The organism is Streptomyces sp. NPDC050546, from assembly GCF_044457425.1.
GTDB lineage: Bacteria > Actinomycetota > Actinomycetes > Streptomycetales > Streptomycetaceae > Streptomyces.
Window position 1 is genome coordinate 22,724 of sequence record NZ_JBITGX010000011.1, and the last position, 15,435, is coordinate 38,158.

At 73.1% G+C, this 15,435-nt stretch carries 13 protein-coding genes; 3 read left to right on the plus strand and 10 right to left on the minus strand.

What is annotated here, in order from left to right; genetic code table 11:
• Positions 1 to 57: 57 nt before the first annotated feature.
• From ACIBK5_RS26400 to rimP, 8 genes are all read right to left on the minus strand, one after another.
• The gene (locus tag ACIBK5_RS26400; protein ID WP_399023106.1) at positions 58 to 3,546 is read right to left on the minus strand and encodes a trypsin-like peptidase domain-containing protein; all 3,489 of its coding nucleotides are present in this window, start codon (positions 3,544 to 3,546) and stop codon (positions 58 to 60) included.
• 267 nt (positions 3,547 to 3,813) lie between these two features.
• The gene (gene truB, locus ACIBK5_RS26405) at positions 3,814 to 4,719 is read right to left on the minus strand and encodes a tRNA pseudouridine(55) synthase TruB (RefSeq protein ID WP_399023108.1); all 906 of its coding nucleotides are present in this window, start codon (positions 4,717 to 4,719) and stop codon (positions 3,814 to 3,816) included.
• Positions 4,716 to 5,168: a 30S ribosome-binding factor RbfA gene (gene rbfA, locus ACIBK5_RS26410; protein ID WP_189728170.1), complete on the minus strand. Its 453-nt coding sequence runs from the start codon at positions 5,166 to 5,168 to the stop codon at positions 4,716 to 4,718. The genes truB and rbfA overlap by 4 nt, the downstream gene beginning before the upstream one ends.
• A 45-nt stretch (positions 5,169 to 5,213) precedes the next feature.
• Entirely contained in the window at positions 5,214 to 5,507 is a 294-nt protein-coding gene (locus ACIBK5_RS26415; protein WP_184598380.1) for a DUF503 domain-containing protein, read from the minus strand.
• Between the two features lie 235 nt (positions 5,508 to 5,742).
• Positions 5,743 to 8,805 carry a translation initiation factor IF-2 gene (gene infB / locus ACIBK5_RS26420; RefSeq protein ID WP_399023111.1) on the minus strand — a complete coding sequence of 1,021 codons (3,063 nt, stop codon included), beginning with the start codon at positions 8,803 to 8,805 and terminating at the stop codon, positions 5,743 to 5,745.
• Positions 8,806 to 8,951: 146 nt separating this feature from the next.
• Positions 8,952 to 9,248, minus strand: coding sequence for a YlxR family protein (locus ACIBK5_RS26425; protein ID WP_184598383.1), 297 nt, complete (start codon positions 9,246 to 9,248; stop codon positions 8,952 to 8,954).
• 115 nt (positions 9,249 to 9,363) lie between these two features.
• Positions 9,364 to 10,362, minus strand: a complete 999-nt coding sequence (gene nusA / locus ACIBK5_RS26430; RefSeq protein ID WP_399023113.1) for a transcription termination factor NusA — start codon at positions 10,360 to 10,362, stop codon at positions 9,364 to 9,366.
• A gap of 2 nt (positions 10,363 to 10,364) precedes the next feature.
• Positions 10,365 to 10,865 carry a ribosome maturation factor RimP gene (gene rimP, locus ACIBK5_RS26435; RefSeq protein WP_399023115.1) on the minus strand — a complete coding sequence of 167 codons (501 nt, stop codon included), beginning with the start codon at positions 10,863 to 10,865 and terminating at the stop codon, positions 10,365 to 10,367.
• 206 nt (positions 10,866 to 11,071) lie between these two features.
• Between rimP and ACIBK5_RS26440 the strand changes: the two genes are divergently transcribed.
• The 3 genes from ACIBK5_RS26440 to ACIBK5_RS26450 are packed head-to-tail and all read left to right on the plus strand — an operon-like array spanning position 11,072 to position 13,007.
• Positions 11,072 to 11,599 (plus strand): hypothetical protein, encoded by a 528-nt coding sequence (locus tag ACIBK5_RS26440; RefSeq protein WP_399023117.1) that lies wholly within the window; start codon positions 11,072 to 11,074, stop codon positions 11,597 to 11,599.
• Positions 11,596 to 12,060, plus strand: a complete 465-nt coding sequence (locus tag ACIBK5_RS26445) for a ferritin-like domain-containing protein (RefSeq protein ID WP_399023119.1) — start codon at positions 11,596 to 11,598, stop codon at positions 12,058 to 12,060. Before ACIBK5_RS26440 ends, ACIBK5_RS26445 begins: the two co-directional genes overlap by 4 nt.
• A 47-nt stretch (positions 12,061 to 12,107) precedes the next feature.
• On the plus strand, positions 12,108 to 13,007 hold the full coding sequence (locus tag ACIBK5_RS26450) for an aminoglycoside phosphotransferase family protein (protein ID WP_399023121.1): 900 nt from the start codon (positions 12,108 to 12,110) through the stop codon (positions 13,005 to 13,007).
• A gap of 39 nt (positions 13,008 to 13,046) precedes the next feature.
• Here ACIBK5_RS26450 and ACIBK5_RS26455 read toward each other — a convergent pair whose 3' ends face one another.
• Together ACIBK5_RS26455 and ACIBK5_RS26460 are read right to left on the minus strand one after the other, a co-directional pair.
• The gene (locus ACIBK5_RS26455; protein ID WP_399023123.1) at positions 13,047 to 14,747 is read right to left on the minus strand and encodes a proline--tRNA ligase; all 1,701 of its coding nucleotides are present in this window, start codon (positions 14,745 to 14,747) and stop codon (positions 13,047 to 13,049) included.
• A 72-nt stretch (positions 14,748 to 14,819) separates the two neighbouring features.
• Positions 14,820 to 15,350, minus strand: coding sequence for a GNAT family N-acetyltransferase (locus tag ACIBK5_RS26460; protein WP_391102877.1), 531 nt, complete (start codon positions 15,348 to 15,350; stop codon positions 14,820 to 14,822).
• Positions 15,351 to 15,435 lie beyond the last annotated feature (85 nt).

Below are 15,435 nucleotides of genomic sequence, written 5' to 3' on the forward strand. Positions count from 1 at the left end.
CCTCGTGCGCAGGTCTAAGGGTGCCATGCCCCATGCCTCGGGCCCGCATCGGCATGGTCAGGCGGGGACGCGTACGCCCGCCAGGTTCTCGATCGTCCGGAGCGAGCTCGGCCCGACCACCGCCGCCCACTCCACGGGCGCGTCGGCGAGCCAGCCGGCCACGCGGGCGGCGAAGCCGGGCACGTGCCGGCCCAGGTCGACCAGGGCACGGTCGAAGCGGCCTGCGCCCTCGGGGGTGCGCACGAGGAGCAGGCCGACGCGGTGGACGAGGTCGCGCAGGTCGTCGCCGCTGTTCCGGGCGGCGGCCTGGAGCAGCGCGTCCAGCACGTCGATGTCGTGCTCGCGGGCCAGGAGCGCGTCGCGCAGCTCGCGGCGCAGCGGGCGGGAGGCGGGGATGCCGGGCGGGGTGAGGACGGCGGCGAGGGCGCACCGCAGCCGTACCGTCCCGCCGTCCAGCAGGCCGGTGACCAGGGGCAGCAGCACGGCACGGGCTTCAGGGCCCCGGTCGAGCCGCTGGTCGACGTACGCGGCCAGCTGCCCGGCGAGTTCCGGCCGCTGCTCCGCCGCCTCCCGGACCAGTGCGGCGACCCTCCGGGCCAGGCCGGGCGGGGTGGCGTCGACGAGCGCCCGCAGTGCCTCCTCCGCGTCCGGCCGCCGCAGTCGTGCCGCGAAGGCGCCGAGGACCGGCTCGGGGTGGGCCGGCAGGGCACGGGCCGGCACGTCCTGAGGGAAGCGCGGGTCGCCCGCCGCGAAGCGCTCCAGCGCCCGCGGGAGGTACTTGGCCTGGGTGTGCGGGTCCTGGACGAGGAGGGCCAGCGCGCCGCCGTGCAGGGTGTGGCCGGCGGGGCGGGCGAGCAGGGCGAGGGCCGCGTAGCGCAGGAGGGCGCGGTCGTCTCCTGTGCTCGCGTGGGGTGCGACGCGCAGTCCGTGCGCCACCGCGGCCTCCCGGCGCGCGGGCCGCTCGTCGAGCGCCCACCGGTCCACGGCCCGGCACACCGCCGAGGGTTCCTCCTCGGCCAGCACGGCGAGCAGTTCGTCGGCGCGCCGGTGAGCACGGTCGACGAGCACGTCCGTCAGCTCGTCCAGGGCCCGCCGGCGATGGGTGTGCAGCAGCGCCTGCGCGGCCGTGGCCACCGTCGCGTCCGGGGTGGCGGGCAGCGGCCGCTCGTCGTCGAACCAGTCGGCGAGCAGCGGTTGCACCCGCGTGGGGTCGGCGGTGAGCAGCCGCGCCACGGCGTCCAGGAAGCGGGGACCGGCCTCGCACGGCGGGCCGTCGGCGTGGACCAGCCGCCGCAGCAGGCCTAGGCGCACGTCCTGCGGCAGCCGCAGGCCGGTCCAGAAGGCGGGCCCGACCTCCTCCGGCACGGGCCGCCGCTGCCGTCGCCAGGCGACGATCCGGTCGGCGAGCAGCCGCAGCACCTCGGTGTACGGCGTCGCGTCGGGCACGGCCGACAGGGTCCCGGCGAGCAGCCGGGCGGCCCACCAGGACCGTGGGTCGGCGTCCAGGGCGTGCACCAGGTCCGCCAGCCGGGAGGCCGGCCGACCGGTGCCGTGCTGGCGGGCGAGGAACAGCAGGGCCTGGACCACGGGTCCGATGCGATGGTGCGGGACGGGGTCGGACCGCGATTCCCGTCCTCGGTGGACGAGGGCCAGCAGTGCCTCGTCGAGGTCGAGGTGCATGCCCTGGAGCCAGTCGGCGAGTTCCTCGTGGGCGAAGCGGTAGCCGGGTCCGGCGGGCACGAGCAGGCCCTCGGCGAGGACGGCCCGCGCCCAGCCGGTCCCGCCCCCGAGCCGCGCGGGGGCGGGCCCCCATGGGAACACCGCGTCGAACGCTTCCCGGTCCAGATCCCCTGGCCCGGGACCGAGGCCGCGCCGGGCGGCCTGGTGCACCTGCCCCGAGACCTTGGCGGCCAGCCGGCGTACGGCGGTGCCGCTCATCCCGTTCCCGTCGGCCAGGCGCGCGGCGATGCGCAGGGACATCAGGTCCAGGTAGGCCGCGAAGACGTCGTGCCGGTCGGCGCCGGCGGCGGGCGCATCGGGGGCACCGTCGAGGGCGGTCCGGATCTCGGCGAGCAGCCGGAGGGCCAGGGGGTGCCGGGCGTCCGCGTCGGCGAGGGCGCCGTCCGGGATGCCGTGCCGCAGGCGGGCCTCCCGTGCCTCGTCCTCGGTGAGATCCCCGAGGCGTACACAAGCGACCCGCTCCCCCGCGCCTCCCGGCCGGTGCAGTACCTCCCCCGGGAACGGCACCTCCTCCCAGTACTCCGCCCGGCATGCCACCACCAGCCGCACTCCCGTCTCCCGCAGCCACCGCACCGTCGCGTCCGTCCACGAGGCCAGACGGCGGGCCAGGGCCTGCGGCATCTCCTCGGGGCCGTCGAGGGCGAGCAGCAGGGGGCGGCCGAGGGCACGGGCGAGGCCGGCGAGGCGCTCGGGCGTGATGTCGCCCAGGTCGGCCGGGAAGGGGGCGCGGTCGGCTGCCACGGCGAGGGCGGCCCGGGTCAGCGCCCTGCCCGCCGCGTCCGCCACCGACGCGTCGTCGTCCCGCAGTTCGGAGCCGCGCAGCCACAGCGTGGGCTGCCCGTCGCGGCCCCGGCGGGCCGCGAGCGCCGCGAGTTCCGTCGTTCGGCCGCTGCCGGGCGGCCCGACGAGGCCGAGGACGACGGCCGGGCCTGCCGTGAAGGCGCTGAACTCGGCCGTCGCAGCCGCCCGTTCCACCGGTTCCGGGAGGCAGGCGGGGCCGTTCTGTGCCACCGATGTGCCGGTCAGCTCCAGTACCCCGGCCAGGTTGAGATCGTCGCCGTACGCGGGGACCGTCGCCGCGTTCTCGGCCAGCAGTTCGGCGAGTGGGCCCGTTGCTCCGGAGACCCGGGGATCCAGGGGCACGGCGAACCCGACGTCGCGGTGGCCGGAGCTGAGCGCCGTGCCGAGCACGCCTACGACGGCGCCGGTCGCGGCGTCGAGCACGGGGCCGCCGGCCGCTCCGCCGGCCGGCCGCAGCGCGTCCCGCCCGGCCGTTCCGACCGCCAGCTCCAGCGCGTCGAGGCGGTGGACACGGTTCGTGGCCGTGTACGTCGCGGTGCCCTGGCCCAGGACACGTGCCTCGCGCCAGCCGCCGGCGGCGATCCGCACATAGGCGCCCGTCCGGGTCCCGTCCCGCACCGTGACCGGCAGCGGCGGCACCTCGAGGCCGTCGGTCCGTACGAGGGCCAGGTCAAGGGCGGGCAGCGGAGTGATCGCGTCGGCGGTCACGACACGGCGGCGGTCCCCGGCCCCGAGGAGCACGAGCCGGGGCAGTCCGTCGACGGCCTCGTGGCTGGTGACGAGCGTGCCGCGGTGGTCGGCCAGGAACCCGGTGCCGCGGGGGCGGCCTGCGGGGTCGTGGACACGGACGAGGGCTTCGTCGAGGGCCCGGCCCGCCTGCTCCGCTGCCTCCGGTGCCCGATCGGCCGTTGTCCTGTCCGCTGTTGCCTGATCCGCTGTTCCGGCGCGCTCCTGGGAGTCCCGTGCGCTGCCGTCCGACTCCCGGGACCGGTTCCGCGACGCCATCGTCGAGCCTCCCCGCCGTACACCCCTGCCCTCGCGTTCGACGGTAGGGGCGAGATGATCAGCCGGACAGGCCGCTCGCCGAAAGCGCCCCCTTCCGCTCCCCCGGTTCACTCCGAGCGCCCGCACGGACGGGTGAACCGACGGGGATGGCTGGATACACCCTAGGGGTGGGGGAACCGAGGGGGGACCGTGGAGCGGCGGCAGTGGAGGTACCCCGTGGTCGCCGCTCCACGGGCGGACACCGGCCCCAGGTCCCCCAGGTCAGCGTCAGCCGAAGACGGCCAGACTCTTGGCCTTGCCCCGCTGCTCCTCGACGAGGGCGAGGAAGCGGCCCTCCGGGTCGAAGACGGCGACGGGGCCGGAGCCCGCGTACTCGTCGGGCATCTCCAGCCGTACGCCGTTGGTGAGCAGCTTGGCCCGCCGGGCGTCGACGTCCCAGCGCGGGAAGGCGGCCGTCGCGGCCTCGGCGATCGGCATCACGGTCAGCTCCTGCTGGTGCTGGTCGAGCGTCCGGGCCGCGTCCAGCTTGTAGGGGCCGACGCGGGTACGGCGCAGGGCGGTGAGATGACCGCCCACGCCGAGGTCGGCGCCCAGGTCGCGGGCCAGGGCCCGGATGTACGTACCGGAGGAGCAGACGACCGACACGACCAGGTCGAGTACGGGCGTGCCGTCCTCGGCGACGGCGTCCCTGACGTCGTACACGCCGAACGACGAGACCGTGACGGGCCGGGCCGGGATGTCGAACTCCTCGCCCTCCCTGGCCCGCTTGTAGGACCGCACCCCGTTGATCTTGATGGCGCTGACCTTGGACGGCACCTGCATGATGTCGCCGGTCAGCCTGGCGACTCCCGCGTCGACGGCCTCGCGGGTGACCTTGGAGGCGTCGGCGGAGGAGGTGAGTTCCCCCTCGGCGTCGTCCGTGAGGGTGTTCTGCCCGAGCCGGATGGTGCCCAGGTACTCCTTCTCGGTCAGCGCGAGGTGGCCGAGGAGCTTGGTCGCCTTCTCGACGCCGAGGACGAGGACGCCCGTCGCCATCGGGTCGAGGGTGCCTGCGTGCCCGACGCGTCGTGTTCTGGCGATGCCGCGCATCTTGGCGACGACGTCGTGCGAAGTGAAGCCCGACGGCTTGTCGACGATGACGAGGCCGTCGGGCGTGGTGTGCTTCTGGGTCATTCGGCGGTGTCGTCCGTCTCGTCGTCCTCGTCCGGCTTGCGGTACGGGTCGGCTTCACCGGCGTACTTCGCGCCGGCGGAGGCCTCGCGTACCTTCTCGTCGGACTGGCGCGCCTTGTCGAGGAGGTCCTCGATGTTGCGGGCCGTGTCGGGGAGGGCGTCCATGACGAAGGTCAGGGTCGGCGTGAACTTCACACCGGCGGCCCGGCCCACCTCGGAGCGCAGGATGCCCTTGGCGCTCTCCAGGCCGGCTGCGGCCTCGTTGCGCTCCTCGTCGTCCCCGTACACGGTGTAGAAGACGGTCGCCTCCCGCAGGTCACCCGTGACCCGGGTGTCCGTGATGGTGACGTGCGAGCCGAGCCGCGGGTCCTTGATCCCGCGCTGCAGCTTCTGGGCCACCACCTCTCGGATGAGGTCCGCCAGCCTTTTAGCCCGCGCGTTGTCGGCCACTGGTCCGTCTCCCGTTCTTTCCTGTCTGGGTCGTTCTCTGGGTCGTCAGTCGTCTTCGCCGTGGAAGCGCCGCCTGACGGACAGCAGCTCCACCTCGGGGCGGGCGGCGACCAGCCGTTCGCACCGGTCGAGTACCTCGCTCAGGTGCCCCGCGTCGCCGGACACCAACGCGAGGCCGACGACGGCCCTGCGATGGAGGTCCATATGGTCCACCTCGGCCGCGCTCACCGCGTACTTGCGCTGGAGCTCGGCGACGATGGGGCGGACGACGGAGCGCTTCTCCTTCAGCGACCGGACGTCGCCGAGGAGCAGGTCGAAGGACAGAGTCCCCACGTACATGTGTATCCGGATGACCCGCCGGTACGGGATCGATGGCCCTGCGGTTTGGGTGGCAGGGACATCAAGAACGGTACCGCGAACCTGCCGGTGGCTCGACGGGGTTTTCCTTTGCCCGCCACCCGCCCGACGCGGTGGGTTCGAGGTGCTGTCCGGGGCTCCGCCCCGGACCCGCGTGCCAACGGCCAGCCGGCCGACGCGGCGGGTGCCGCGTCGGCCGGTCGGTGGAAACCGTGGGTCAGACCCGCGGCTTCTCGCGCATCTCGTACGTCGCGATGACGTCGTCGACCTTGATGTCGTTGAAGTTGCCGAGGTTGATACCGCCCTCGAACCCTTCGCGGATCTCGGTGACGTCGTCCTTGAAGCGACGCAGGCCCTCGATGTTGAGGCTCTCCGCGATGACCTTGCCATCGCGCAGCAGGCGGGCCTTGGTGTTCCGCTTGACCTCGCCGGAGCGGATGAGAACACCCGCGATGTTGCCCAGCTTGGACGACTTGAAGACCTCGCGGATCTCCGCCGTACCGAGCTCGACCTCTTCGTACTCCGGCTTGAGCATGCCCTTGAGGGCCGCCTCGATCTCCTCGATCGCCTGGTAGATGACCGAGTAGTAGCGGACGTCCACGCCCTCGCGCTCCGCCATCTGCTGGGCACGTCCGGCAGCGCGGACGTTGAAGCCGATGACGATCGCGTCCGAGCCCATCGCCAGGTCGATGTCGGACTCCGTGACCGCACCGACGCCGCGGTGCAGGACCCGGATGTCGACCTCTTCGCCGACGTCCAGCTGGAGCAGGGAGGACTCGAGCGCCTCGACCGAACCAGAAGCGTCACCCTTGATGATCAGGTTCAGCTGCTGGACCTCGCCGGCCTTGAGCACCTTGTCCAGGTCCTCGAGCGAGACACGGCGCGTGCGCTTGGCGAACGCGGCGTTCCGCTCACGGGCGGCGCGCTTCTCGGCGATCTGACGGGCCGTACGGTCCTCGTCGACCACCAGGAAGTTGTCGCCCGCGCCCGGGACGTTGGTCAGGCCCAGGACCTGAACCGGCGTCGAGGGACCGGCCTCGGCAACGCTGTTGCCGTTGTCGTCGTGCATCGCCCGGACTCGGCCGTACGCGTCGCCGACCACCATGGTGTCGCCGACCCGCAGCGTGCCGCGCTGGACGAGGACCGTCGACACGGCACCACGGCCGCGGTCGAGACGGGACTCGATCGAGATGCCCTGCGCGTCCTGGTTCGGGTTGGCCCGCAGGTCGAGCGAGGCGTCGGCCGTGAGGACCACGGCCTCCAGCAGGGAGTCGATGTGCAGACCCTGCTTGGCGGAGATGTCGACGAACATGGTCTCGCCGCCGTACTCCTCGGCCACGAGGCCGTACTCGGTCAGCTGACCGCGCACCTTGGTCGGGTCCGCGCCCTCGACGTCGATCTTGTTGACCGCGACGACGATCGGGACCTCGGCCGCCTTCGCGTGGTTGAGCGCCTCGACCGTCTGCGGCATGACGCCGTCGTTGGCCGCGACGACCAGGATCGCGATGTCGGTCGACCTCGCACCACGGGCACGCATGGCGGTGAACGCCTCGTGACCCGGGGTGTCGATGAAGGTGATCTTGCGCTCTTCCTCGTTGACCTCGGTCGCAACCTGGTAGGCACCGATGTGCTGGGTGATGCCGCCGGCCTCGCCCGCGATGACGTTCGTCTTGCGGATGGCGTCGAGGAGCCGGGTCTTACCGTGGTCGACGTGACCCATGACGGTGACGACGGGCGGGCGGACCATCAGGTCCTCCTCGTCGCCCTCGTCCTCGCCGAACTCGATGTCGAAGGACTCGAGGAGCTCGCGGTCCTCCTCCTCCGGGCTGACGATCTGAACCGTGTAGTTCATCTCGCCGGCGAGGAGCTGGAGCGTCTCGTCGGAGACGGACTGCGTGGCAGTGACCATCTCGCCGAGGTTCATCATGACCGCGACGAGCGACGCCGGGTTGGCGTTGATCTTCTCCGCGAAGTCGGTGAGGGAGGCACCGCGCGACAGGCGAACGGTCTCGCCGTTGCCGCGAGGCAGCATCACACCGCCGACCGACGGGGCCTGCATGGCCTCGTACTCCTGGCGCCTCTGCCGCTTCGACTTGCGGCCGCGACGGGCGGGACCACCCGGACGACCGAAGGCACCCTGCGTGCCACCACGGCCACCGGGGCCACCGGGACGGCCACCGAAGCCGGGACGACCGCCGCCGCCGGGACCACCCGGACGACCGGCGAAACCGCCGCCACCGCCACCGGGACCACCCGGACGACCGGCGAAGCCGCCGCCGCCACCGGGACGACCGGCGAAGCCGCCGCCACCCGGGCGACCGCCGCCGCCACCGGGACGACCGCCGCCACCGGGACCGCGGCCGCCGGGGCCACCGCCACCGGGACGCGGGCCGGCAGCCGGACGCTGCGGCATCATGCCGGGGTTCGGACGCGGGCCGCCGGGGCCGCCGCCGGGACGCGGACCGCCGCCCTGCGGACGCGGCATCGAGCCCGGGCTCGGACGGTTGCCGCCCGGAGCCTGCGGACGCGGACCGCCGCCGCCCTGGGCGCCGGGCGCCTGGGGACGGGGGCCGCCACCCTGGCCGCCGGGGCCGGGACGGCCACCCTGCGGACGGGGCGCCTGCGGGCGCGCCATTCCGGTGGAGCCACCGGAGGTGAAGGGGTTGTTGCCCGGACGCGGACCGGCCGGACGGGAACCGCCCTGACGCGGCGCCGGAGCACCGGGACGCGGGCCACGCTCGCCGCCGGGACGGCCCTGGCCGCCCTGGCCCTGGCCGGGACCGCCGGAGGGGCGGCCACCACCGGGCTTGGGGGCGCCGGGGCGCCCGCCGGCGGGCTTCGGCGCGGCCGGGGACGGAGCCGCAGCGGGCGGCGCCGTGAACTCGGGCGCGGCCGGGGCCGGACGCGGCGCGGGCTTGGGGCCCGGCGTCGGACGCGGACCCGGGGTCGGCGCGGGGGCCGACGGGGCTGCGGGAGCCGACGGCTCCTGGGCCGCGGCGGGCTTGGGCGCCGCCGGCGGCTTCGGGGCAGCCGGACGTGCCGCCTGCGCCGGAGAGGGCGCGGCGGGACGGGGGGCGGCCTTCTTGGGGGCTGCGGGCTTCGCGGCGGACTTGCCGTTGCCGCCACCCTGGAAGGCGTCAGTCAGTTTGCGTACGACGGGCGCTTCGATCGTCGAAGACGCCGAACGGACGAATTCACCGAGTTCCTGGAGCTTGGCCATGACGACCTTGCTCTCTACACCGAACTCCTTGGCGAGTTCGTAGACCCGGACCTTAGCCACTTCGCTCCTTTGAGGTCCGGGTTACGTCCGGACCGTCGCTAGTTCATGGGCGTACTCATCGCGTACTCATCGAGTGCTCATCGCAATCTCGACCTGCTTTCGACTCGCGAGGTACCAAGCCGCACGGTGTTCCGTGCGACACGTCTTTACCGTGTTGCCTGGTCGGCAACTGTTGTCTGCTCGACGTATCGGCGCAACGCCTTTGTGTCGAGCGGTCCCGGGGCGCGCAGTGCCCTCGTGAACGCCCGTCGGCGTACCGCCTGGTCGAGACAGATCTGGGCGGGGTGTACGTACGCACCCCGGCCGGGCAGCGTACCGCGAGGATCAGGGGCGCATGCGTCCTCGATCAACACGATCCGCAACAGATCGGCCTTGGCCGCTCGCTCCCGACACCCCACACAAGTGCGTTCAGGGCATGCGCGGACGCGCGTCCGGCCAGACACCGTTAAGTCTACCTCCCCGTACGCGCCTGACCCCTTTGGGGCAGGATTCGAACAGTTGCCGCGCATGAACCTGTCGTGATCTGAACGACCCGCGGCTTGGATCTATTCCCCGGAGCTACTCTCCGGAGCCGTTCCCCGCCGGTTCCGTGTCCGGGCGGATGTCGATCCGCCAGCCGGTCAGCCGGGCGGCGAGCCGGGCGTTCTGCCCTTCCTTGCCGATGGCCAGGGAGAGCTGGTAGTCGGGCACGGTCACCCGGGCCGACCGGGTCGCCATGTCCACGATCTCCACCTTGGAGACACGGGCCGGGGACAGCGCGTTCGCCACCATCTCGGCCGGGTCCTCCGACCAGTCGACGATGTCGATCTTCTCGCCGTTCAGCTCGCCCATCACGTTGCGCACACGGCCGCCCATGGGGCCGATGCAGGCGCCCTTGGCGTTCAGGCCGGACCGGGTGGAGCGGACGGCGATCTTCGTCCGGTGACCGGCCTCGCGGGCGATCGCGGAGATCTCCACGGACCCGTCGGCGATCTCCGGCACCTCCAGGGCGAACAGCTTCTTCACCAGATTGGGGTGCGTACGGGACAGCGTCACGGACGGGCCGCGTACGCCCTTGGCCACCCGGACGACGTACGACCGCAGGCGCATGCCGTGCTGGTAGGTCTCGCCCGGCACCTGCTCCTGCACCGGCAGGATGGCCTCGAGCTTGCCGATGTCGACGAGCACGTTCTTCGGGTCGCGGCCCTGCTGGACGACGCCGGTGACGATGTCGCCCTCGCGGCCGGCGTACTCACCGAGCGTCGCGTCGTCCTCGGCGTCGCGCAGGCGCTGCAGGATGACCTGCTTGGCCGTGGTGGCGGCGATACGGCCGAAGCCCGTGGGGGTGTCGTCGAACTCGCGGGCCTCCTGGCCCTCCTCGAGGTCGTCGGGGTCCTCCTTCGCCCACACGGTCACATGGCCGGTCTGCCGGTTGAGCTCCACGCGCGCGTGACGGCGGCTTCCCTCGGTGCGGTGGTAGGCGATGAGGAGGGCCGACTCGATCGCCTCGACCAGCAGGTCGAAGGAGATCTCCTTCTCCCGAACCAAGCCCCGCAGGGCGCTCATGTCGATGTCCACGGCTACGCCTCCTCTTCCTTCTTGTTGTCCTTGCGGCTGAACTCGACCTGAACACGCGCCCGGACGATGTCGTCGAAGGCGAGTCTGCGGGCGGTGGGCTTGCGGCCCTTGACTCCGGGGATCTCGGTGTCGACACCGTCGTCGTCGACCTTCAGGATCCGGGCGACCAGCTCGCCGCCCTCGGCCAGCTGGAACTTCACCAGGCGGTCCTGGGCGCGCACGTAGTGCCGGTGTTCCGTGAGGAGGCGCTCCGCGCCCGGGGTGCCGACCTCGAGGGTGTACTCCCCCTCGCCCATCGCGTCCGACTCGTCGAGCTTCGCCGAGAGCGCGCGGCTCACATCGGCGATCTGGTCCAGGTCGGCGCCCGTGTCCGAGTCGACGACCACGCGCAGCACACGCTTGCGTCCGACGGAGTCCACTTCGATCTCTTCGAGGTCCAGGCCCTGAGAGCTGACGAGCGGTTCCAGTAGTTCTCGCAGCCTCTCGCTCTGGGTGGTGCTCATCCGGGTGACTCCTCGGCCGCGTGTGCTGTTGTGGGATGGGGCGCGTGTCTGGTCAAAGGGTATCCGGTCGCAGGGAGTGTTGCCGTCCACCCGGTGACGAACGGTGCCGCTGAGTGGTCCCGGGCCAAGGCCCGGGTACCGTGATCACGGGCGTGCAGCCCTGCCAGTCGCTTCTTTCTCGTACGAGCCCCCCGAGGACGTCCGAAGTGCCGTTTTCCCCATCGCCGCGCGCCCGCTCGGGGCCGCGAAGAAGGAGCCTGCTGGCCGTCGGCCCGGCGGCCCTCGCCCTGGCGGGCTGCACCGCCGGCGACGAGGACTCCGGTGACCCGGGCGACGGCCCGTCGGCCGCCGACCACAGGGCACGCGCGCGTGCGGTGCGGGACAGCGAGGAGCTGGTCGAGCGGTATGACGCGGTGATCGCCGCCCGCCCGGGGCTCGCGGAGTGGCTGCGACCGCTGCGGGAGGAGGTCGTACGGCACGCGCGGGCGTTCGGCGGCGGCCGGAAGGCGGCTGCCTCTCCCTCTCCTTCCGCCTCTCCCTCTTCGCCCTCGGCCGCCGCCGTGCCGGGGAACGACCGGGACGCGCTCGCCTCGCTCGCTTCCTCGGAGCGGGAACTCGCCGACCGGCGGGCCAAGGCACTGGTCGGGGTGGAGGGCGAGCTGGCGCGGCTGCTGGCCTCGGTGGCGGCCGCCGGGGCGGCGCACGTCTATCTGCTGACGGAGGGGGACGCGTGAGCGACGCGAAGGACCAGGAGCTGCGGGCCCTCCAGGCGGCGCTGGCCGCCGAGCACGCGGCGGTGTACGGGTACGGCGTCGTCGGCGGGCGGATCGGCGACGGGCAGCGCGTTGAGGCACACAGGGCGTACGACGCGCACCGGGCGCGCAGGGATGCGCTGGCGCGCGAGGTGAAGGACCTGGGTGGCAGGCCCGCGGCCGCGGCCGCCGGGTACGCGCTGCCGTTCCCGGTGTCGGACGCCGGGGCCGCCGTGCGGCTCGCCGCCGAGCTGGAGGACCGGGTGGCCGGGGTCTACTCGGATCTGGTGCGCGCGGCGGCCGGCGGGCGGCGGGTGCTGGCGGCCGAGGCGCTGCGGGAGGCCGCGGTGCGTGCGGTGCGGTGGCGGGGCGAGAGCGTAGCCTTCCCTGGGCTCGCCGAGCGGGCGGACACGGCTCCGCCCGCGGCCGCGCCCACGGCGTGACCCCGTAGGGCACGCACCGCGGACAGTACGAAGGGAACGACTCGCGCATGGTTTTCGAACCGCCGAAGCGCCTGGTCAGGGCGCTCGGTGAGACGGCACCGGACGGTGACGACTGGCTGGAGAAGCTGCCCGAGGCGGCGCGGCGGGCCGTCGCTCTACGCGAGTTGACCGTGGAGCGTGTGCAGGTGCCCGGCGGGCGCAGCAGCCTGGTCGTACTGGTGCGGACGGCCGACGGGACACCCGCCGTGCTCAAGCTGGCACCGGTCCGGGCCCGCCCGGAGGCGGAGCGGGCCGCGCTCGCGCACTGGGGCGGTCTGGGTGCCGTACAGCTGGTGGAACCCTTCACGGCCGAGGGTGCGCTGCTGCTGGAGCGGCTGCATCCCGATGTGTCGGTGCGGTCGCTGCCGGAGGCGAAGGCGCTGCTGGAGGCTGCGGGGACGCTGCGGCGGCTGTGGGTGGAGCCGCCGTCCGATTTCCCCTTCGAGACCGTGGCCGAGCGGACCGGGCGGCAGGCCGAGGCGATGCGGGCGCGGGCGGGGGCCGATCCCGAGGTGGCCCCGCTCGTCGACCTGGCACTCGCGGCGCGCGAGGAGCTGCTGGCCGGGCCGCCCGAACACCGGCTGCTGCACGGCACGTTCCGCCAGAGCAAGGTGCTCGCCGGGGAGCGGATGCCATGGCTCGCCGTGGGCCCCGACCCGGTGGTCGGCGAGTGCGCCTTCGATCTGGCGCGGCTGGTGCGCGACCGGGTGGAGGATCTGATCGCCCAGCCGTCCGGCGCGGCCACGACCCGGCGCCGGGTGAAGCGGCTGGCCGAGTCCCTGGACGTGGACCAGGAGCGGCTGCGCGGATGGACGCTGTTCCGGGCCGTGGAGTCCGGTGTGCGGGCGGGGCGGGTCGGGCGGCCCCGGGACGCGGAGCTGCTGCTGGAGTTCGCGGCCTGGCTGTGAGCGCTCCGGAGGACCGGAGCGCCCACAGGGCGCGCACGCTCAGGCGGTGAGCCGGGCGATGGCCTCCTCGACCGTCAGCTCCTCGCGCTCGCCGGTGCGGCGGTCCTTCAGCTCCACCACGCCGTCGGCCGCGCGCCGGCCGGCCACCAGGATCTGCGGTACGCCGATCAGCTCGGAGTCCGTGAACTTGACGCCCGGGGAGACGCCGGGGCGGTCGTCGACCAGGACGCGGACACCGGCCTTGGCCAGCTTCTCGGAGATGTCGAGGGCCAGTTCGGTCTGGAGGGCCTTGCCGGCGGCGACCACGTGGACGTCGGCCGGGGCGACCTCCTGGGGCCAGCACAGGCCCTTGTCGTCGGCGCTCTGCTCGGCGAGGGCGGCGACCGCGCGGGAGACGCCGACGCCGTAGGAGCCCATGGTGACGCGGACCGGCTTGCCGTTCTGGCCGAGGACGTCGAGCTTGAGGGCGTCGGTGTACTTGCGGCCGAGCTGGAAGATGTGGCCGATCTCGATGGCGCGGTCGAGGACGAGGCCGGTGCCGCACTTCGGGCAGGGGTCGCCCTCCTGCACGACCACGACGTCGACGTACTCGCCGACCTCGAAGTCGCGGCCCGCGACGACGTTCTTCGTGTGCGTGCCGGCCTTGTTGGCGCCGGTGATCCAGGCCGTGCCGGGTGCCACGCGCGGGTCGGCGATGTAGGTGACCTTCTCCAGGCCCCGCGGTCCGACGTAGCCGCGCACCAGGTCGGGGCGGGTCGCGAAGTCCGTCTCGGTGACCAGCTCGACGGCGGCCGGGGCGAAGTGGGCCTCGACCTTGTCCATGTCGACCTCGCGGTCACCGGGGACGCCGACGGCGACGATCTCGCCGTCGACCTTGACCAGCAGGTTCTTCAGCGTGGCGGAGGCCGGGACGCCGAGGGAGGCGGCCAGGGTCTCGATGGTCGGGGTGTCGGGGGTCGGGATGTCCTCGGCGGCCGGGACAGCGGAGGCGTCGACGGACTTCAACTCGTACGTGATCGCCTCGGTGTTGGCGGCGAAGTCGCAGTTCGGGCAGTCGGCGAAGGTGTCCTCGCCGGCCTCGGCCGGGGCGAGGAACTCCTCGGACTTGGAGCCGCCCATGGCGCCGGCGGTGGCGGCGCAGATGCGGTAGTCGAGGCCGAGGCGCGCGAAGATCTTCTGGTAGGCCTCGCGGTGCAGGGCGTAGGACTTGGCGAGGCCCTCGTCCTCGGTGTCGAAGGAGTAGGAGTCCTTCATCAGGAACTCGCGGCCGCGCAGGATGCCCGCGCGGGGCCGGGCCTCGTCGCGGTACTTGTTCTGGATCTGGTAGAGGACCACGGGCAGGTCCTTGTAGGAGGACGCCTGGTCCTTCACCAGCAGGGTGAAGATCTCCTCGTGGGTGGGGCCGAGGAGGTAGTCGCCGCCCCTGCGGTCCTGGAGACGGAACAGCTCGGGGCCGTACTCCTCCCAGCGGCCGGTGGCCTCGTACGGCTCACGCGGCAGGATGGCGGGGAGCAGCACCTCCTGGGCGCCGATCGCGTCCATCTCCTCGCGGACGATGCGCTCCACGTTGGACAGGACCCGCTTGCCGAGCGGCAGCCAGCTCCAGATGCCGGCGGCGGTACGGCGCACGTACCCGGCGCGGACGAGGAGCTTGTGGCTGAGGACCTCGGCGTCCGCCGGGTCGTCGCGCAACGTCTTCGCCATCAACTGGGACATGCGCTGGACCGGTGCGTTCGCCATGGTTCCTCTGCTCCTGCTGCGTGTAGGTGATGGCAGGAGGTTATCCGGGGGGTGCGCGGGGGCGGAAATCCGTTATCCGCGGCGCAGGGGCAGCGGGGCGCCCATCACGGCGTACGGCTTGGGGGCGCTGGGGAAGAGGACCTGGCGGGCGAGGTCCTGGTAGCCGAGGGAACGGTAGAGGGCGCGGGCGGGGCTCTCGGTGTCGATCGCGGAGAGGATCGAGCGGGGTTCGGCGGCGCCGTCGGTGATGGTGGTGATCAGGGTGCGTCCGATGCCGCGGCTCTGGTGGGCGGGGTGGACGTGCAGTTCCGTGATCACGAAGGAGTCGTCGAGCCAGTGGTCGTGGTGGTTGGCTCTGAGATAGGGCTCCACGACGGTGGACCACCAGTGGGTGCGGTCGTTGGGCATGCCGTAGACGAACCCTACGAGGTTTCCGCCCTCTTTCGCGCCGAGGGCGCGGGCGCCCGGGTACGTCATGTGGCGCAGGACGATCTGGCGGCGGACGGCTACCTCGTCCGGGCCCAGGCCGAAGGCCACGGCTTGGACGGCCAGGGCCTCGTCGACGTGGGCGGGGAGGTCGAGTGGGCCGATCACGAGGTCCATGGCGGGGAGCCTACAGGGGCGTTACGTTTGTCAGCCGGGTGCGGGCCGTCTCTGGCTCGTCGCGCAGTTCCCCGCGCCCCTGGGG